Raw genomic sequence first — 17,713 nt, forward strand, 5'->3', positions numbered from 1 at the left:
GAGCGTGGCTGACCTGAAAAACATCGACCCCAAGACCTTCCTCATCTCCATTTTCAATGCTGCTGTTGCAGCCGCCGATCCCGAACTGACCATCCGCAGCCACCTGCCGGAAAAGCCCAGGGGCCGCACCATCGTGATAGGTGCGGGCAAGGGCGCGGCGCAGATGGCGGCAGCGCTGGAGAAGGCGTGGGACGGGCCGCTCGAGGGCGTCGTTGTCACGCGTTATGGCTACGCTGCGCCCTGCGAGCGCATCCGCGTCCTGGAGGCGTCGCACCCGGTGCCGGATGCGGCGGGACTTGAAGCGTCGAAGGCGCTGCTCGATGCCGTGAGCGGATTGAGCGCCGACGATCTCGTCATCGCGCTGGTCTGCGGCGGAGGGTCGGCGCTGCTGCCGTCGCCGCCCGAAGGCCTGACCCTGGCCGACGAAATCGCAGTCAACGAGGCACTGCTTGCCTCCGGCGCGCCGATCTCGGCGATGAATGCGGTGCGCAAACATGTCTCGACGATCAAGGGCGGGCGGCTCGCCGCTGCCGCGCACCCGGCGCGGGTCGTGTCGCTCGTCGTTTCCGACATTCCGGGTGACAATCCTGCGCTGGTGGCGTCCGGCCCAACCGTGCCGGACGAGGCATCGCGCGCTGATGCGCTGAAGATCGTTTCGACCTACGGCATGAAATTGCCCGACGCGGTGATGGCGCATCTGAACTCACCCAAAGCTGACGCGCCGCGCCCGGATGACAGCCGTTTCGCCAAGCATGAGGTGCGGGTGATCGCATCGGCTGCCGTGTCGCTGGGGGCGGCGGCTGCGGAAGCGAAGAAGCAGGGTGTCGAGGCGGTGATCCTGTCGGATTCGATCGAGGGCGAGGCCCGCGATGTCGGCGCGGTCCATGCGGCCATCGCGCGCGAAGTGGCGACGCGGGATCGGCCGTTCAAAAAACCGGTGCTGATCCTGTCGGGTGGCGAAACCACGGTGACATTGCGCGCCAAAGGAAAAGGCGGCCGCAACAGCGAGTTCCTGCTCGCCTTCGCGCTCGGCATCGACGGTGTGTCGGCTATTCATGCGCTGGCGGCGGATACGGATGGCATTGACGGCTCCGAGGACAATGCCGGTGCCTTTGCCGACGGCACGAGCGTCGCGCGCATGCGTGCAGCCGGCGTCGATGCCAAGGCGATGCTTGCCGCCAACAATGCCTGGACGGCGTTCAATTCGATTGACGATCTGTTCGTGCCGGGGCCGACGGGTACGAATGTGAATGATCTCAGGGCGATATTGGTGGAGTGATTGCCCACCCCTTGCGGAGGCTGTTGTGTTTGAAGCACCCCCACCCCTAGCCGCTCCCCACAAGGGGGAGGGGAACGATCTCGTCGCTCCTGCAACCAAGAACGTTGAAGATTGGGGAGGGTGTACATGCAGCGAGATTCCCCTCCCCCTTGTGGGGAGGGGTTAGGGGTGGGGGTAATGCCGGTTGCACCAACCTCCCTCATCCTGAGGTGCGAGCGAAGCGAGCCTCGAAGGACGCACCCCTCTCCCTCACACCTCGTGCAGATAAAGGTGATAATCCAGCTCGCTCACCGTGCGGGCGACGCGGAACAGTTCGGCTTCCTTGATCGCAACGAAGGTGCGGTGCAGATCCTCGCCCAATGCCTGCTTGAGGAAGGAAGAACCCTTCGCGGCCTCGATGGCCGAGCGCCAGTCGGCGGGCATGGAGCTGCCTGAGGCGGCTTGCTCGTAGCCGTTGCCGGTGGTTTCCGGGCCGGGGTCGAGCTTTTCGTCGAGGCCTTTCGCAATGCCGGCAAGCACGGTGGCTGCGACCAGATAAGGGTTGGCATCGACGCCTGAGGGGCGATGCTCGATGCGGCGGTTCCTGGCGTCGCCGGCCGGCACGCGCAGTGCGACCGAGCGGTTGTTGACGCCCCAGGTTGGCGCGACCGGCGCGTAGGACTGCGAGACGAAGCGCCGCCAGGAATTGGCGTGCGGGGCAAAGACCAGCATGGATTCGGCCATGGTTTCAGCCAGCCCGCCCAGCGCATGCAGCAGCGCCGGCGACCATGCGCCTTCTTTGGCTTCAGTGAAGACGTTTTTGCCGGCATCGTCCTGCAGCGAGACATGAAGATGCATGCCGGAGCCGGCATATTTCTCGATCGGCTTGGCCATGAAGCATGCGGTGACGCCGTGGCGGCGCGCCTGCATCCGCACCAGGCGCTTCAGCATCAGCAGGTCGTCTGCTGCCTGCAGGATGTCCTTGCGGTAGTGCAGCGTCAGCTCGTATTGGCCGGGCGCATATTCGGAAATGACGGTCTCGGCCGGAATGCCTTGCGCCTTGGCGGCGGCGTAGATGTCGGAAAACAGCGGCTCCATGCCATGGAGATGATCGACCGAATAGACCTCGGTCTTGCCGCTTTTGCGCCCGTCGAGCACTGCGCCCGCCGGCTGGACGCGGCCTTCGGCATCGCGTTCGTTTGCCAGCAGAAAAAACTCGAGCTCGAATGCGCCGGCCGGATGCAGGCCCTTGACTGCCAGCGCCTCGACCTGCCGCACCAGCGCCAGGCGCGGGTCGGAGGTCATCGGCGCGCCGTCGAGATGGAACATCGACATCAGCAACTGGCCGCGCGGCGGGTTGGTTGCGTGCAGCGGCTTCAGCGTGCCGGGGATCGGCCATGCGCGCAGGTCGCCGTCGCCGGAATCCCAGATCAGCCCGGTTTCGTGCACGTCCTCGCCGGTGATGTCGAGGCCGAGGATGGAGATCGGCAGGTGCCTTCCGCTCTCATAGATGCCCAGCAGCTCATGCCGGCGGATGATTTTTCCGCGGCCGATGCCGTTGGCGTCGGTCAGCACGATGTCGAAGGCCTCGATCTCGGGATGCGCTTCGAGAAACGCCTTGGCCTCGTCGGCGGTCGAACCGGTGGGTGAAGTCATTAGGGATACTCTGTTGTGAAAGGCGCTTGTCTCACGCCGCGAGTTGCGCGGCAATGTCGCGGAAGGCCGAGACCAGGCGGTCGACCTGCGCCTTGGTGGTGGCCGGCGAAATCAGCATCATGTTGTGGAACGGCGCGATGAGAATGCCGCGATTGACCAGCGCGACGTGAATTGCGGCTTCGAGCTCGGAAGCGTGGGCGGCGTCCGCCTCGCTGCCGTTCTTCAGCGGTCCCGGCGCGCAGATGAACTCGACACGCGCGCCGACGCGACGGACATGCCAGGGCAGCTTGTTCTTGGCAATCGCTGCCTCCAGCCCGGCGGCGAGCCTGCCGGCAAGCTTTTCCATATGGGCGTAGTTTTCCTCGGTCATCACCTCTTCGAGGGCGGCGCGCATGGCGGCGAACTGAAGCGGGTTGGCAGAGAGGGTCGTGCCCATGCCGGAATAGCCGGGCTGCTTGGAGCGGTTATAGGCTTCGTAGCGTGCCGCAACCTCGGCGCTCATGCCCCACACGCTGGCGGGAACGCCGCCTGCGACCGGCTTGCCGAGCACGAAGAGGTCCGGTTCCAACCCGTAGCGCTGGGTATAGCCGCCGGGGCCGGTGGAGATGGTGTGCGTCTCGTCGATCAGCAGCAGCGTGCCGGTGGCGCGGGTGGCCTTGCGCAGGCCGTCGAGGAAGCCGGGCTCTGGCAGAACCATGCAGCAATTTGTCAGCACCGGCTCGGTGATGACGCAGGCAACATCCTGGTCGGCAAGGGCAGCTTCGAGCGCCGGCAGGTCGTTGAACTCGACGATTTTCGTGCCTTGCGTCAGGTCGCGGAATTCGCCGGCAAGACCCGGCTTGTTGGCCGGTCTGCCGTTGTCCAGCCGCACGAAGGTTTCATCGACCGAGCCATGGTAGCAGCCGTTGAAGACGAGGATCTTCGGCCGGTTGGTGACCGCGCGGGCGACGCGCAGCGCGAAACGGTTGGCGTCGGTGGCGGTGGTGGCGATCTGCCAGTGCGGCAGGCCGAAGCGCTCGGAAAGCAGCTTTCCGAGCACGAGCGCGTCTTCCGAAGGCAGCATGTAGGTCAGGCCGCGCCGGCTCTGGCGGCGGATCGCCTTGGCAACCGGTGCCGGCGAATGGCCGAACATCGAGCCGGTGTCGCCGAGGCAGAAATCGGCGAGCTTGTTGCCGTCGACATCGGTGATGGTCGCGCCCTTGGCCTTTTCGACGAGGATCGGGAAAGGGGTGGGCCAGTCGTTCATCCAGTGCATCGGCACGCCGCCGAAAAAGCCCTTCACGCCCTTGCCGACCGCAGCTTCCGATTTCGGCCGCGCCTTGCGGAAGATCTTTGCCTCGGCCGCGCGGATGGAGTCTATCCGCGAGGAAGAAATGCCGCCCTGCGTGGCGGTGGCGCCTGTCGATGATTGCAAGATTACCTGCCTGTTTGCCCCTGAAGGCCGAATTTGTAGCGTCCGGCGTCAGGTCAGGCAATGGCGGGCGGTTGGGGCAGGGGGTGATGGTGCGGGAGGCGCGTGCTCATTCTGAAACGTCGCGCTGCCCCTCACCTGCCTGCCGGCATCCTCTCCCCGTATAGTGACGGGGAGAGGGTAAGGGTGAGGGGCAGCGTTGCGTCTGAAGTTTATTGCGAAGTCAGCTTAGCCCGTAATATCCACCACACCACAATCACCGGTCTCCGACCCGAAGGCGATGCGCTGCTCATCATTGTCCCAGGCCATCGCGGTGATCGCGCCCTTGCCGGGGCGGCGCAGCAGCACTTCCTTGGCGTCGGCGAAGCGGGCGGCGATGATCATGCCGTCATTATAGCCGATGGCGACGATGTCCTCGCTGGGATGGCAGGCGACGCAGGTGACGGCGGCATTGCCGCGCGTGCCGAGTTCCAGCGGCGCCTTGCCCATGGGGCCGTCCTTGCCGGTGAAGGGCCAGACGATTGCTGCCGGCGCGCCGGAGCTTGCCAGCCACTTGCCCTTGGCGCTCCACGACATGCTTTTCACCTTCAGGGGATAGCCGGTCATGCGCATGTGCTTGCCGTCGGCAAGCTTCCAGCCATGCAGGGCGTTTTCCTGCATGGAAGTGACGAGAAAATTGCCGTCCGGCGAAAAGGTGATGCCGGTGTGGGCGCCGGCCCATTCGAGATCCACCGGCTTGCCTTCGGTGGCGGGGAAATGCAGCGTCGCGCCATTGTAGCGGGCAACGCCGAAGCGCATGCCCTTGGGCGCAAAGGCCAAGCCCTCGACCGAGCGCGGATGGGTGAAATCCTTGGTCTTGCCGTCGGCAAAGCGCACCGTGGCGGTCTTGCCGGTGGCAAAGGCGATGGCGCCTTGCGGGCCGCTGGCTACGCTGGTGATCCATTTCCTGCCGGCCTCGGCCAGCGTTTCAACGGCGTCGTTCGCGCCGATCGCGCGCACCTTGCCGTCCTCGCCGCCGGTGACAAGCCGCGAGCGGGCGGCATCGTAGGCGGTCGAAAGAAGCCCGTCGTGAAGCTCGGTCCATTTGTGGCCGTGGTCGAGCCGATGGACGACGCCATCGGCCAGCGCGAAATGCGGCACGCCGCCGAGGAAGACGGCGGCGATGCAGTGACCTTCGAGATCGAGCGGGGCGACTGTGGGCATGGGAGACTATTCCATTGAAAGATTTGTGCTGCCCCTCACCCTTACCACAGCGGGGCGAGTCGCGAGCCTCGCCCGTCCTTCGGACCCCCGTAAGAACGGGGAGAGGGTGCGTCAGCGTTGGAACTTCATCCTTCTCCCCTCACTATACGGGGAGAAGGTGCCGGCAGGCGGATGAGGGGCAGCAAAAAGCGCAGCAGACTGACCGGTGGAATCAAGCCGCCTGGCAGGCGTCGAAGCTGCGTTTCAGGCGTTCGGCGTCCAGCTCGCGGCCGATGAAGACGAGGCGGCTTTCGTGTTTTTCGTCTTCCTTCCAGGCGCGCTGGTGGTCGCCCTCGACGATCATGTGGACGCCCTGGATGACGTAGCGGTCCGGGTCGTCCTTGATGGCGATGATGCCCTTCAGGCGCAGGATGTTCGGGCCTTCCATCTGGGTGATCTTCTCGATCCAGGGGAAGAACTTCTTCTGGTCCATCTCGCCGCCGCGCAATGAGACCGACTGCACCGTCACGTCATGGATCGAGGAGGCCTCGCCGTGGTGATGATGGTGGTGATCATGGTCATGATCGTGGTGGTGATGATCGTGGTCGCAATCCGGGCCGCATTCATGATCATGGTCGTGATCATGCGCTTCGAGGAAATGCGGATCGCTTTCCAGCGCGCGCTTCAGGTCGAAAGCGCCGCGGTCGAGCACGGTGTCCAGCGGCACGCCGGCGCGGGTGGTGCGATGGATGGCGGCGGCGGGGTTGATCGCGCGGATGGTGGCTTCCACGTCGCGCAGCTCTTCCGGGGTGACGAGATCGGTCTTGTTGAGCACGATCACGTCGGCAAAGGCGATCTGGTCTTCGGCCTCGCGTGAATCCTTCAGGCGCAGCGGCAGGTGCTTGGCGTCGACCAGCGCCACGACGGCGTCGAGCTTGGTCTTGGAGCGGACGTCGTCGTCCATGAAGAAGGTCTGCGCCACCGGAACAGGGTCGGCCAGGCCGGTGGTTTCCACGACGATGGCATCGAAACGGCCGGGACGGCGCATCAGGCCCTCGACGACGCGGATCAGGTCGCCGCGCACCGTGCAGCAGACGCAGCCATTGTTCATTTCGTAGATTTCCTCATCGGATTCCACGATCAGGTCGTTGTCGATGCCGATTTCGCCGAATTCATTGACGATGACGGCGTAGCGCTTGCCGTGGTTTTCGGAAAGAATGCGGTTAAGCAGCGTCGTCTTGCCGGAGCCGAGATAGCCGGTCAGGACGGTCACCGGGATCTGCGTCTGTGCTTCGCTCATGATGGTCCTCGGATAGATTGTTGCCTCCATATAGGATGCTGAAAGCGGATTTGCACGTGCCAATCCACGCAGTTCCACCGGCCAGCCGGGATTACCGAAATGTCATTGGGATGTGCGCGCGCAAGCGCCTAGATAGAAGGCCCGGGGCTTCAGCATTGCAAAGGAAGTTTCAATGACGGGCAGGCAATTCGCGACCAGGATGAACCGCCGCCAGGCACTCGGGCTGATCGCCGTGACGGCAACCGGCGGCGTCTTCGTGACGCCGTCCGCGCGTGCGGCGGTGGGGTCGCCATTCGCCAACGCGTCGCTGCTGATGCCCGGAGCCGGCGTCTGTACGATCACGCCGGAAGTAACCGAGGGACCATTCTATTTCGATCCCGAACTCGAGCGGCAGGACATCACGGAAGGCCGGCAGGGCGTGCCGCTGATGGTGCGCCTGCAGGCGGTCGACAGCCAGTGCCGGCCACTGGTGAAGGCGCGGGTCGATATCTGGCATTGCGATGCCAAGGGCCTCTATTCCGGCTATCCCCGGCAGGGCGATGGTCGCGACATCGACACGAGCGGCGAGAAATTCCTGCGCGGCATCCAGCACACGGACGAGCAGGGCATAGCCTCGTTCCAGACGATCTATCCCGGCTGGTATCGTGGCCGCACCACGCATATCCATTTCAAGGTCTTTACCGACGCCAACTCGGCGATGACCGGGCAGCTGTTTTTCCCCGACGATCTCAGCGAGCACCTTTTCACGACCGCTGCGCCATACACGGACCGGCCCGAAAAGCGCGATATGTTCAACGCGCAGGATGGTATCGCGCGTCAGGCCGGGCCGATGTCGCAAGCTGCCCTGCGCGAGACAAAGGCTGCTTATGAGGCGCTGCTGGTCGTCGCCGTGAAGGCCGATGCCTGAACCGTCGGCAAAAAATCTGTGTTTGCGAGAAAGCATTTTTAGTTTGTCATCTAAATGAAATATGCGTCTGGCATTAGCGCTGCGGGCATAATCGTCGATTGCCGGCAAAGCTTCGCCTCGAATGCCGGCAATATATCTGTTTGCCGATTGCCATTGTGACGACCGGGACTATTCTGCGCTGAAGGCGACGGCGCGGCCAGGAAAGGTGAAAAATGGCCAAGGCAGATAAGAGCGCGACCATGAGCCGGCTGCATTCGGCGGCGAGACTGGCGCGGACAGCACTTGCGTCGCGGCTTCTCGCGCACGGCTTCTATGCCGGCCAGGACCAGATCATGCTGTCGCTGGACCATGAAGACGGGCAGACGCCCGGCCAGTTGGCGACGCGGCTCGGCGTGCGCCCGCCGACCATCACCAAGACGATAAACCGGCTTCAGGCGCAGGGCTTTCTGGAAAAGCGCGCCTCGGAAGCCGACGCGCGCCAGGCGCATATCTTCCTGACCGAGACGGGCCGCGACACCATTCGCGCCATCGAGAAATCGGTACGCAAGACCGAGAAGCAGGCGTTTCGCGGTCTCGAAAAGAAGGACCAGAAGGCACTTGCCAAGCTGCTTTCGCGGATCGAAGCCAATCTCTCCGATGCCGCCACGATCGAGGCCGACGACGAGATCGAACTGGTGGAAGATTAAAGCGCGTCCGCGACGGGCGTTAGCCGGCGTCAAGCCGACTCACGACGCTGAAACATTCCCTCGTTGATAGCGGGGCGGGTCAGCGTGGACCAACGGCCCGGCGTCAGGCCGTAAGCCTTCTTGAACTGCCGGTTGAAATGGCTCTGGTCGCTGAAGCCGGCGGCCACTGCGATCTCCGCAAGCGATTCACCCGTTTCGATCATGCGGCGTGCGCGCTGAAGCCGGCGCATCAACAGGAAACGATGCGGGCTTGTCGAAAACACCGCCCGGAAATGCCGCGACAGCGCATAGCGATCGAGACCGGTCACGGCTTCCAGCTCCTCCGAGCACACTAGACGCGTGGCATTTGCCTCCAGAAAATCCCGGGCGAGGCTGGCTGCCCGCAGCGCCGGCTTGCCGACCGGTTGCGCCGGCCGGCCCGCATGCCGCGACAGGCTGCGCGCCAGCTGCGTTACGAAATCGTCGATAAACAGTTCGTCCAGCGCCTGATCGAGCGGGCTGAGCGCCGAAAGCAGCGTCGCGCCAAGGGCGCGATCGTCAAGCACCGGGTCGGCAACGAAAGGCAGCGACGCGCCATCATGGCCCAGGCATTCGAGAAGCAGCGACGGCTCCAGATAAAGCATGCGGTAACGCAGGCCGTCCTCGGTGCCGGCGCCGCCGTCGTGCAGTTCGTCCGGGTGCAGCACGATGATCTGCCCCGGTGCACTGTGGCGCGTCCGGCCGCGATAGCGAAAAGTCTGGATGCCGTGCAACGTCACGCCGATCGCATAGGTGTCATGACGATGCATGTCGAAGGCATTGCCCGAGAATCTAGCTTCGATGCGCTCGATGCCGGCCAGCGCGGGTGCCGAGATGATCCGGTTGTGATCCCCGTTTGCGCACAAACGTCCAAGACCCTGGGCAGGCGCGGTGCTTAAATCGTCGGGCATAATCTCATCCGCATAAAATCAAGGCGTTCCATGTTCGATACAAAATTTGCAATCGTGCTGCGAGACGATCTCGCCACCTGGCAGGAACTCAATGTCACGGCCTTCCTCGCCAGCGGCATCGTCGCCCAGTTTCCGGCCATCATAGGCGATGCCTACCGCGATGCCGCCGGCAATCTCTACAATCCGATGTCGATCCAGCCCGTCATCGTCCTCTCCGCAGATGGCGCAACGATGGCGAAGATCCATCAGCGCTCGCTGGAGCGCGGCGTGAAGACCTCGCTCTATGTCGAGGAGATGTTCTCTACCGGTCACGATGTGGCCAACCGGGAGGTGTTCGGCAAGTTCGGGCCGGACGATGCGAAGGTGGTGGGGATCGCGCTTCGTGCCGAAAAGAAGCTGGTCGACAAGATCGTCAAGGGCGCGCGCATGCACGCCTGATCCGGTCAATCCTGCCACATCGGCCGACAATTGCGCCTTGCCGTGTTTTTCAACTTGCACCGGCTTGCCTGGTGGCCGACAAGCGGGGGATAACGATCACCGAATCGACTGCTTCCCGTGAGTTCACCTCCCGCCACCTCCGAACAGGCCACACCGGCATCCGCGATCCTGTTCGTATTCTGCGCCGGCCTCCTGTTTTCGTGCCTCGACACCAGTGCGAAATATCTCGTGCTGTCGGGCATGGACCCGGCCTTCGTTTCGTGGGTGCGTTTTGCGACTCATCTGGTGCTGGTGTTTCTGCTGTTTCGAGGCTGGCACAATCCGGCGATGTTCCGGGTCAGGAACCTGCCGTTGCAGGTGTTGCGCGGCATCTTCCTGTTCGGCTCGACCATCTTCAATTTCGCCGCCCTGCGCTCGCTGCAGCTTGCCGAAACCATGTCGATCGCTTTCTTCGCGCCGATGTTGATCACCGCACTTGCCGGCCCGCTGCTCGGCGAGTGGGCAGGCTGGCGGCGCTGGATGGCGATCCTTGCGGGACTGGTCGGGGTGATCGTCATCACGCGGCCCGGCTTCGTCGCGTTCCAGACCGGCCATCTCTATGCGCTCGGCTCGGTGCTGAGCTACTGCTTCTACGTCATCATGACGCGGTCGATGTCGGCGAAGGAGAGTCCGGAGAGCCTGATCTTCTATTCGGCGTTGACGCCCGTATTGCTGATGGCCCCTGCCGTCCCCTATGCAGCGTCGATGCCGCCGGATCTGTTCCACTGGGCGATCCTGCTTGCGCTCGGCTTCTTCGGCGGCTTCGGCCACTGGCTGCTGATAAAAGCCTACAAGCAGGCGACGACGACGGCGCTTGCCCCTTATCCCTACCTCCAGATGGTCTGGATGATCAGCGCCGGCTATCTGGTTTTCGACCAGTTCCCGGATAAATGGACGCTGGTTGGCGCCGGCATCATCGTCGCCAGCGGCCTCTATATCGTCCACCGCGAGCACCGGCTGCGCCTCAAGAACCGCACCGTTCCCAATGCCGAAGACGAGGATCTGGCAAAAAAGCTTTGATTTGCCGGTGTTCGATGGCATAAGCCGATTTAAACAGTTTAAATCGTCGCTCGGGGGAGGACGTTCTGGCACAGAAGATCAAGCTTTCGACCATCGCGGATGCGCTCGGCGTTTCCACGGCAACCGTTTCGCTGGCCTTGCGCGACAGCGCGCTCGTGGCCGACACGACGCGGGACCGCATCAAGGAACACGCCCGCGCCATCGGTTATATCTACAACCGTCGCGCAGCCAGCCTGCGCACGTCGCGGTCGGGCATCGTCGGGGTCGTCGTTCATGACATCATGAACCCCTTCTTTGCCGAAATCCTGCGCTCCATCGAGAGCGAACTCGACCGCAGCCGGCAGACCTTCATCCTGTCCAACCATTACGACGATCTCGAAAAGCAACGCACTTTCATCGATACGCTGCTGCAGCTGGGTGCAGACGGCGTGATCATGTCGCCGGCGATCGGCACGCCGCCCGAAGACATCATCATGGCCGAGGAGAACGGCTTGCCGGCGGTGCTGATCGCGCGAACGGTGGAAGGGGCCGAGGTGCCGGTTTTCCGCGGTGACGATTCCTACGGCACCGGTCTTGCCACCAATCACCTGATCTCGCTCGGGCACAAGCGCATCGCCATGATCGGCGGCACCGACCAGACCTCGACAGGCCGTGATCGCTATCAAGGCTACCTGAATGCGATGGAAGCTGCCGGGCTGGAGGTCCGGCCAAGCTGGCGTATTCCCGGCCCGCGCACCAAGCAGGCGGGCTTCGAGGCCGCGGGCCAGTTCCTGGCGTTGAAAGACAAGCCTACTGCGGCATGCTGCTGGAACGACCTCGTCGCCATCGGCCTGATGAACGGCATAGCGCGCGCCGGCCTCGTGCCCGGGATCGATATCTCCGTCACCGGCTATGACGATCTGGAGGAGGCGGCAATCGCCACGCCGGCGCTGACCACCGTGTGGAACGGCCAGCGCGAAGTGGGACGGCGGGCGGCCAGCGCGCTGCTCGACAAGCTCAACGGCCAATCGGTTCGGCCATCGCAGGAACTCATCAGGCCGGAGCTTCATGTCCGGCAGTCGACAGGCAAGCCGGTAGAGCGCGGCTGAAACATCCATAATCATCGAAAGAAGCAGGCATGACCGATCTCAGCGCCATCACGATCCTTGTTCCCGGCAAACTGCACCCGCGATCGGTCTCGCGCATCGGCGAGGCGTTCCGGCTGGTGCGCCTCGACAAGATCGATCCGGCGCTGATAACGGACGAACTCAAGCAGACGGTGCGCGGCGTCGCCGCCTCGCCCTCGCTCGGCGACAATTCGGTGAGCGCTGCCTTCATGCAGGCTTTGCCGAAGCTGGAGATCGTCGCCAATTTCGGTGTCGGCTATGACGGCGTCGATGCTGCGCACGCCGGCAAGCACGGCGTCATGGTCACCAACACGCCGGATGTGCTGACCGAGGAGGTTGCGGACACGGCAATCGGCCTGCTCATCAACACCGTTCGCGAACTGCCGCGCGCCGAAGCATGGCTGCGCGGCGGGCGTTGGGTGAAGGACGGCAACTATCCGCTGAGCCGGCTCACCCTGCGCGGCCGCAAGGCCGGCATTTTCGGCATGGGCCGCATCGGGCTCGCCATTGCCAAGCGTCTGGAAGCATTCGGCATGACCGTCGCCTATCACAATCGCAGGCGCGTGGATGGCCTGGCTTATGAATATCACGAGACGCTGGTGGGGCTTGCAGGCGCGGTCGATACGCTGATTTCGGTCGCGCCGGGAACGGCGTCGACGCAGAAGGCGGTGAACGCGGCGGTGCTGAAGGCGCTCGGGCCTGACGGTGTTTTCGTCAATATCGGCCGTGGCTCGACTGTGGACGAGGAGGCGCTTGCCGCCGCCCTCGGCAACGGTACCATCGCGGCGGCTGGGCTCGACGTATTCGCCGACGAGCCAAATGTGCCACAGGCGCTGCTGGACCTGTCCAATGCGACGCTGCTGCCGCATGTCGGCTCAGCCTCGGTCCATACGCGCGACGGGATGGCCGACCTCGTGGTCGACAATCTCATTGCGTGGTTCGGAAAGGGCGGGGCGCTGACGCCGGTGCCCGAGACGGCGAATGTGAAGGTGAAGGGCTGAGACGTATTTGGGGCTGGCCTTGAGAGTTCGGCGCTGCCCCGAGATTTCGCCCCAGAGCGCTCAATCTTTGACGGTTGCTCTATTCCGCCGCGCTTCTTGCGCTCTGCTTTGCCACGGCATGCTGGCGTACAGCGTCGCCGAAGGCCTTGAAGATGCGGGCCGAGACGCTGTCTGACTGCACCCAGTATTCCGGATGCCACTGCACGCCGACAGCGAAGGCGCGCGCGTCTTTTGCCGACACGGCCTCCACAGTTCCGTCTTCCGCCACCGCCTCGAGCTGAAGCCGCGAGCCGAGCCGGTCGACTCCTTGACGGTGGACCGAATTGACCATGATGTCGCCAGGCCCGAAGATGCCGGCAAGGCAGCTTCCCGGCTTGATCGTGACGTTCTGGCGGATGGCGAAGCGCTCGTCCTGGATATCGCTCACCGGCGCGCGGTGATCGAGCGAGCCTTCGCGTTCCTGGAGCTCGGTCGCCAGCGTGCCGCCAAGGGCTACGTTCATTTCCTGGATGCCGCGGCAGATCGCCAGCAGCGGCACGCCGTATTCGATCGCCTTGCGGATCAGCGGCAGCGTGGTGGCGTCGCGATCGGGATCGTAGGGGCCGTTGGCCTCGCTGGCGTCGCCGCCGTAAAGCGAAGGGTGCACGTTCGACTTCGAACCGGTGATCATGACGCCGTCGACGGAAGCCAGAAGCTGGTCGAGATCGAGCCGGTCGCCGAAATTGGGCACGAGCACAGGGAATACGCCGGCCCCGGAAATCGCGGCTTCGAGATATTGCTTCGGCGCGGCATGCCACGTGTAGTTGTCGAACTGGCGTACATCGGTCGATATGGCGACGAGCGGCTGGTGCATTTTGTCTGTTGCTTCCGATTCAGGACGAGACGGTATTCTGCCTTTAAAATAGGCGATATTCCGGCCGGTTTCCAATGCTGTTTCGCGAGAAGAAAATACCTTCTTAGACTATAGTTTTAGGCGCGCGGCGCCAACTCAGAATTCTTACACCATGCGCGTGCCGTTTGTCCCGTCGGTGCTGGACTTGGACCAAGTGCTGTGTATTGTTCGGGCGGTGCTCACGCCGGAAAAGCTGATATTTCAAAGGTATCCGGCCTCTGTCTTGGTCCAATAGGGAGGAACTTCATGGATCGCCGTTCATTCATCAGCAAGGCCGGGCTGGCCAGTGCCGGGGCCGTCGCCGCGACGACGCTGGCCGCTCCCGCGATTGCCCAGTCCAATCCCAAGGTCACCTGGCGCCTTGCTTCTTCGTTCCCGAAATCGCTCGACACGATCTATGGCGGCGCCGAAGTGCTGTCGAAATACCTGTCCGAAGCGACCGACGGCAACTTCACCATCCAGCCCTTCGCTGCGGGTGAACTGGTGCCGGGCCTGCAGGCTGCGGATGCAACCTCTGCCGGTACGGTCGAAGCCTGTCATACGGTGGCATATTATTACTGGGGCAAGGACCCCACATGGGCGCTGGGTGCGGCCGTGCCGTTCTCGCTCAATGCGCGCGGCATGAACGCCTGGCACTATCATGGCGGCGGCATCGACCTGTTCAACGAATTCCTCGGCACGCAGGGCCTGTTCGGCCTGCCGGGCGGCAACACCGGCGTGCAGATGGGTGGCTGGTTCCGCAAGGAAATCAACTCGGTCGACGACCTCAAGGGCCTGAAGTTCCGCGTCGGCGGCTTTGCCGGCAAGGTGCTTGAAAAGCTCGGCGTGGTGCCGCAGCAGCTCGCCGGCGGCGATATCTACCCAGCGCTGGAAAAGGGCACGATCGACGCTGCCGAATGGGTCGGGCCTTACGACGACGAGAAGCTCGGCTTCCAGAAAGTCGCGCCCTATTACTACTATCCCGGCTGGTGGGAAGGCGGCCCGACGGTCCACTTCCTCTACAACAAGGCCAAGTATGAAGAGCTTACGCCGGCCTACAAGTCGCTGTTGCACACCGCTTCGCAGGCTGCGGACGCGAACATGCTGCAGAAATACGACTTCGTGAACCCGCCGGCCGTCAAGCGGCTGGTCGCCGGCGGCGCGCAGCTTCGCCCGTTCAGCCCGGAAATCCTCGAAGCCTGCTTCAATGCGTCCAACGAGGTCTATGCCGAGATGGAAGCCAGCAACCCGGCCTTCAAGAAGATCTGGGATTCGATCAAGGACTTCCGCAAGGAGCACTATCTCTGGGCGCAGATCGCCGAATACAACTACGATACGTTCATGATGATCCAGCAGCGTAACGGCAAGCTCTGATCGCAGGAACCTGCTCTCAATGAAAAACCCCGGAACGATCGTTCCGGGGTTTTTTGTTGCAGGGTTTTTGAAAGGAAGGAGCTGGCAGGAAAGGAGCCCGGCGCACTGCCCGGGCTCCTTTGCCGATCAGTTGAAGCTCGGCGGCTTCGACAGGTCGTTTGCCGGCGGAGTCGGGTTTGCCGGTGCGGTGCCTCCGCCCGCAGGCGGCGGTGAGCCGAGCGGCGGCAGGCCGAGCCCGCCTCCGCCGAGACCGGGCATATCCGGCATCTTTATCTGGATGGAGTTGGGATCGACCACGGGTCCCTTGTAATGCATGACCATCTGCGGGAAGGCGATAACCAGCCCGACCATGACGACCTGGATGCAGACGAACGGCACCGCGCCCCAGTAGATCTGGCCGGTGGTGACGGGCTGCATCCGCTTGCCGGTGACCTTGTCGAGATAGGGCACCTTGGCCGCCACCGACCGCAGGTAGAACAGCGCGAAGCCGAATGGCGGGTGCATGAAGCTGGTTTGCATGTTGACGCCCAAAAGAACGCCGAACCAGATCAGGTCGATGCCGAGCTTGTCGGCAGCGGGCGCCAGCAACGGCACGATGATGAAGGCCAGCTCGAAGAAATCGAGGAAGAAGGCCAGGAAGAACACCAGCACGTTGACGACGATCAGGAAGCCGAGTTCGCCGCCGGGCAGCGAGGTCAGCAGGTGCTCGACCCAGAGATGGCCGTTGACGCCGTAGAAGGTGAGCGAGAAGACGCGGGCGCCGATCAGGATGAACAGCACGAAGGACGACAGCCGCGTCGTTGCCGCCAGTGCCTGCTTGACGACTTCCATCGACAGACGGCCCTTGGCCGCCGCCATGATCAGCGCGCCGACGGCACCCATGGCGCCGCCTTCGGTCGGCGTGGCGATGCCGAGGAAGATCGTGCCCAGCACCAGGAAGATCAGCGCCAGCGGCGGGATCAGCACGATGATGACCTGCTGCGCCAGCCTCGACATGATGTTGAGGCCCATCGCCCGGTCGACGATGGCGAAGATGTAGATGAGAATGATGCCGACCACCGCGCCCCAGATGTCTGCATCCACGCCGAAAGTCGGGGTGAGAAGCACATGGGCGACGTAAGCGACCGCGAAGGCTGCTGCCAGCGCCACGAAAAGCGAGGTAACGCCATGGCCGAGCGTGCGCGCCTCGAGCGGCAGGGCCGGCATGGATTTCGGCCGGACGATCGACATGACCAGGATGTAGAGGATGTAAAGTCCGGTCAGCACCAGGCCGGGGATCAGCGCGCCCTTGTACATATCGCCGACCGAACGGCCGAGCTGGTCGGCCAGAACGATCAGCACCAGCGACGGCGGGATGATCTGCGCCAGCGTTCCCGAGGCGGCGATGACGCCCGACGCGACGCGGCGGTCATAGCCATAGCGCAGCATGATCGGCAGCGAGATCAGGCCCATGGCGATGACAGATGCCGCCACCACGCCGGTGGTCGCAGCCAACAGCGCGCCTACGAAGATCACCGCATAGGCGAGGCCGCCACGGATCGGGCCGAAAAGCTGGCCGATCGTGTCGAGCAGATCCTCGGCCATGCCGGAGCGCTCAAGCACGATGCCCATGAAGGTGAAAAAGGGGATGGCCAGCAATGTGTCGTTCGACATCACCCCCCATAATCGTTCGGGCATGGCATAGAGCAAAGGCCATGACAGGTTGATCGAGCCGCTGGAGAAAGGCGCGAGTTCCACGCCTATGAAGAAGAAGAGCAGGCCGTTGGCGGCGAGCGAGAAGGCGACGGGATACCCCAGCAGCAGGAAGATGATGAGGCAGAAGAACATGATCGGCGCCATGTTCTCGGCGATGAAGTGGATCACTTTTGCACCTCTTTCGCCAATGCTTCGCCTTCGGCAACAGCTGCCTCGTGAGCCGATATGAACGGTGTTGGATCATCCATGTCGCCGCGCATGATTGCGATCTTCTTGATGATCTCGGAAATGCCCTGGAAGCCGAGCAGCAGGAAGCCGATCAACAGCATCGCCTTGGCGGGCCAGATGATCAGGCCGCCGGCGCTGGACGACATTTCGCCGTTGCGGACGGACAGGCTGACATAGGGTATGAAGTAGAAAATCATCAGCAGGACGAAGGGCATCAGGAAGAAGACGTGCCCGAACAGGTCGATCCAGTGCTGCTTGCGGCGTGAGAACATGCCGTAGATGATGTCGATGCGGATATGCTCGTTCTGCTTCAGCGTGTAGGCGGCGGCGAGCAGGAATGCCGCGCCGAAAAGATACCATTGCAATTCCAGCCAGGCATTCGACGACATGTTGAATGTCTTGCGAATGACGGCGTTGCCCGCGCTGACCAGCACCGCGAGCAGAATGAGCCATGAGACCCATCTGCCGACGACTTCGTTCATGCGGTCGATGGCTCTGGATAGAGCAAGCAGCCCTGCCATGCGATCTCCTCCCTCAATAAGCTTCCGGCCATCGCTCGTTTCCCGAGCTTGATGGCGCATCCGGCTTTCATCGGTAGGCTGACAGGCGGGG

The 17,713-nt window shown here is 63.2% G+C and carries 16 protein-coding genes; 8 read left to right on the forward strand and 8 right to left on the reverse strand.

Features of this window, described 5'->3' with window-relative positions:
• Positions 1-13 precede the first annotated feature (13 nt).
• A complete protein-coding gene (locus tag DZG07_RS06620) occupies positions 14-1,279 on the forward strand; it encodes a glycerate kinase (RefSeq protein WP_119821464.1) in 1,266 nt (421 codons plus the stop codon).
• Between the two features lie 249 nt (positions 1,280-1,528).
• On the opposite strand, the gene DZG07_RS06625 is transcribed toward DZG07_RS06620, so the two are convergent.
• The 4 genes from DZG07_RS06625 to DZG07_RS06640 all read right to left on the reverse strand — a co-directional run bounded on the left by DZG07_RS06625 (position 1,529) and on the right by DZG07_RS06640 (position 6,807).
• On the reverse strand, positions 1,529-2,914 hold the full coding sequence (locus DZG07_RS06625) for a glutamine synthetase family protein (protein WP_119815338.1): 1,386 nt from the start codon (positions 2,912-2,914) through the stop codon (positions 1,529-1,531).
• A gap of 31 nt (positions 2,915-2,945) precedes the next feature.
• Positions 2,946-4,328: an aspartate aminotransferase family protein gene (locus tag DZG07_RS06630; protein ID WP_162931564.1), complete on the reverse strand. Its 1,383-nt coding sequence runs from the start codon at positions 4,326-4,328 to the stop codon at positions 2,946-2,948.
• 225 nt (positions 4,329-4,553) lie between these two features.
• Entirely contained in the window at positions 4,554-5,528 is a 975-nt protein-coding gene (locus tag DZG07_RS06635; protein ID WP_119815341.1) for a WD40 repeat domain-containing protein, read from the reverse strand.
• Between the two features lie 211 nt (positions 5,529-5,739).
• The gene (locus DZG07_RS06640; RefSeq protein WP_119821468.1) at positions 5,740-6,807 is read right to left on the reverse strand and encodes a GTP-binding protein; all 1,068 of its coding nucleotides are present in this window, start codon (positions 6,805-6,807) and stop codon (positions 5,740-5,742) included.
• Positions 6,808-6,979: 172 nt separating this feature from the next.
• On the opposite strand from DZG07_RS06640, the gene DZG07_RS06645 reads away from it, so the two are divergent.
• Together DZG07_RS06645 and DZG07_RS06650 are read left to right on the forward strand one after the other, a co-directional pair.
• Positions 6,980-7,714: an intradiol ring-cleavage dioxygenase gene (locus tag DZG07_RS06645; protein ID WP_119815343.1), complete on the forward strand. Its 735-nt coding sequence runs from the start codon at positions 6,980-6,982 to the stop codon at positions 7,712-7,714.
• A 212-nt stretch (positions 7,715-7,926) separates the two neighbouring features.
• Positions 7,927-8,400: a MarR family transcriptional regulator gene (locus DZG07_RS06650; protein ID WP_091915431.1), complete on the forward strand. Its 474-nt coding sequence runs from the start codon at positions 7,927-7,929 to the stop codon at positions 8,398-8,400.
• A 29-nt stretch (positions 8,401-8,429) separates the two neighbouring features.
• Here DZG07_RS06650 and DZG07_RS06655 read toward each other — a convergent pair whose 3' ends face one another.
• Positions 8,430-9,329, reverse strand: coding sequence for an AraC family transcriptional regulator (locus DZG07_RS06655; protein WP_119815346.1), 900 nt, complete (start codon positions 9,327-9,329; stop codon positions 8,430-8,432).
• A 30-nt stretch (positions 9,330-9,359) separates the two neighbouring features.
• Between DZG07_RS06655 and DZG07_RS06660 the strand changes: the two genes are divergently transcribed.
• The 4 genes from DZG07_RS06660 (at position 9,360) to DZG07_RS06675 (ending at position 12,933) form a co-directional block, all read left to right on the forward strand.
• The gene (locus tag DZG07_RS06660; protein WP_091915427.1) at positions 9,360-9,767 is read left to right on the forward strand and encodes a DUF2000 family protein; all 408 of its coding nucleotides are present in this window, start codon (positions 9,360-9,362) and stop codon (positions 9,765-9,767) included.
• Positions 9,768-9,884: 117 nt separating this feature from the next.
• Positions 9,885-10,826: a DMT family transporter gene (locus tag DZG07_RS06665; protein WP_119815349.1), complete on the forward strand. Its 942-nt coding sequence runs from the start codon at positions 9,885-9,887 to the stop codon at positions 10,824-10,826.
• A gap of 65 nt (positions 10,827-10,891) precedes the next feature.
• Entirely contained in the window at positions 10,892-11,914 is a 1,023-nt protein-coding gene (locus DZG07_RS06670) for a LacI family DNA-binding transcriptional regulator (protein WP_091915423.1), read from the forward strand.
• Positions 11,915-11,943: 29 nt separating this feature from the next.
• Positions 11,944-12,933, forward strand: a complete 990-nt coding sequence (locus DZG07_RS06675) for a 2-hydroxyacid dehydrogenase (RefSeq protein WP_119815352.1) — start codon at positions 11,944-11,946, stop codon at positions 12,931-12,933.
• Between the two features lie 79 nt (positions 12,934-13,012).
• Here DZG07_RS06675 and DZG07_RS06680 read toward each other — a convergent pair whose 3' ends face one another.
• Complete coding sequence (locus DZG07_RS06680; protein WP_119815355.1) at positions 13,013-13,786, reverse strand: gamma-glutamyl-gamma-aminobutyrate hydrolase family protein; 774 nt, start codon at positions 13,784-13,786, stop codon at positions 13,013-13,015.
• A gap of 285 nt (positions 13,787-14,071) precedes the next feature.
• Here DZG07_RS06680 and DZG07_RS06685 point away from each other — a divergent pair, with 285 nt between their 5' ends.
• Positions 14,072-15,178: a TRAP transporter substrate-binding protein gene (locus tag DZG07_RS06685; RefSeq protein WP_091915416.1), complete on the forward strand. Its 1,107-nt coding sequence runs from the start codon at positions 14,072-14,074 to the stop codon at positions 15,176-15,178.
• 126 nt (positions 15,179-15,304) lie between these two features.
• Here DZG07_RS06685 and DZG07_RS06690 read toward each other — a convergent pair whose 3' ends face one another.
• Both DZG07_RS06690 and DZG07_RS06695 read right to left on the reverse strand, forming a co-directional pair.
• The gene (locus DZG07_RS06690) at positions 15,305-17,041 is read right to left on the reverse strand and encodes a TRAP transporter large permease subunit (protein ID WP_119815358.1); all 1,737 of its coding nucleotides are present in this window, start codon (positions 17,039-17,041) and stop codon (positions 15,305-15,307) included.
• Positions 17,038-17,622: a TRAP transporter small permease subunit gene (locus DZG07_RS06695; protein ID WP_119815361.1), complete on the reverse strand. Its 585-nt coding sequence runs from the start codon at positions 17,620-17,622 to the stop codon at positions 17,038-17,040. Before DZG07_RS06695 ends, DZG07_RS06690 begins: the two co-directional genes overlap by 4 nt.
• Positions 17,623-17,713 lie beyond the last annotated feature (91 nt).

Origin of the sequence: Mesorhizobium sp. DCY119, from assembly GCF_003590645.1 — a bacterium.
GTDB lineage: Bacteria > Pseudomonadota > Alphaproteobacteria > Rhizobiales > Rhizobiaceae > Mesorhizobium_M.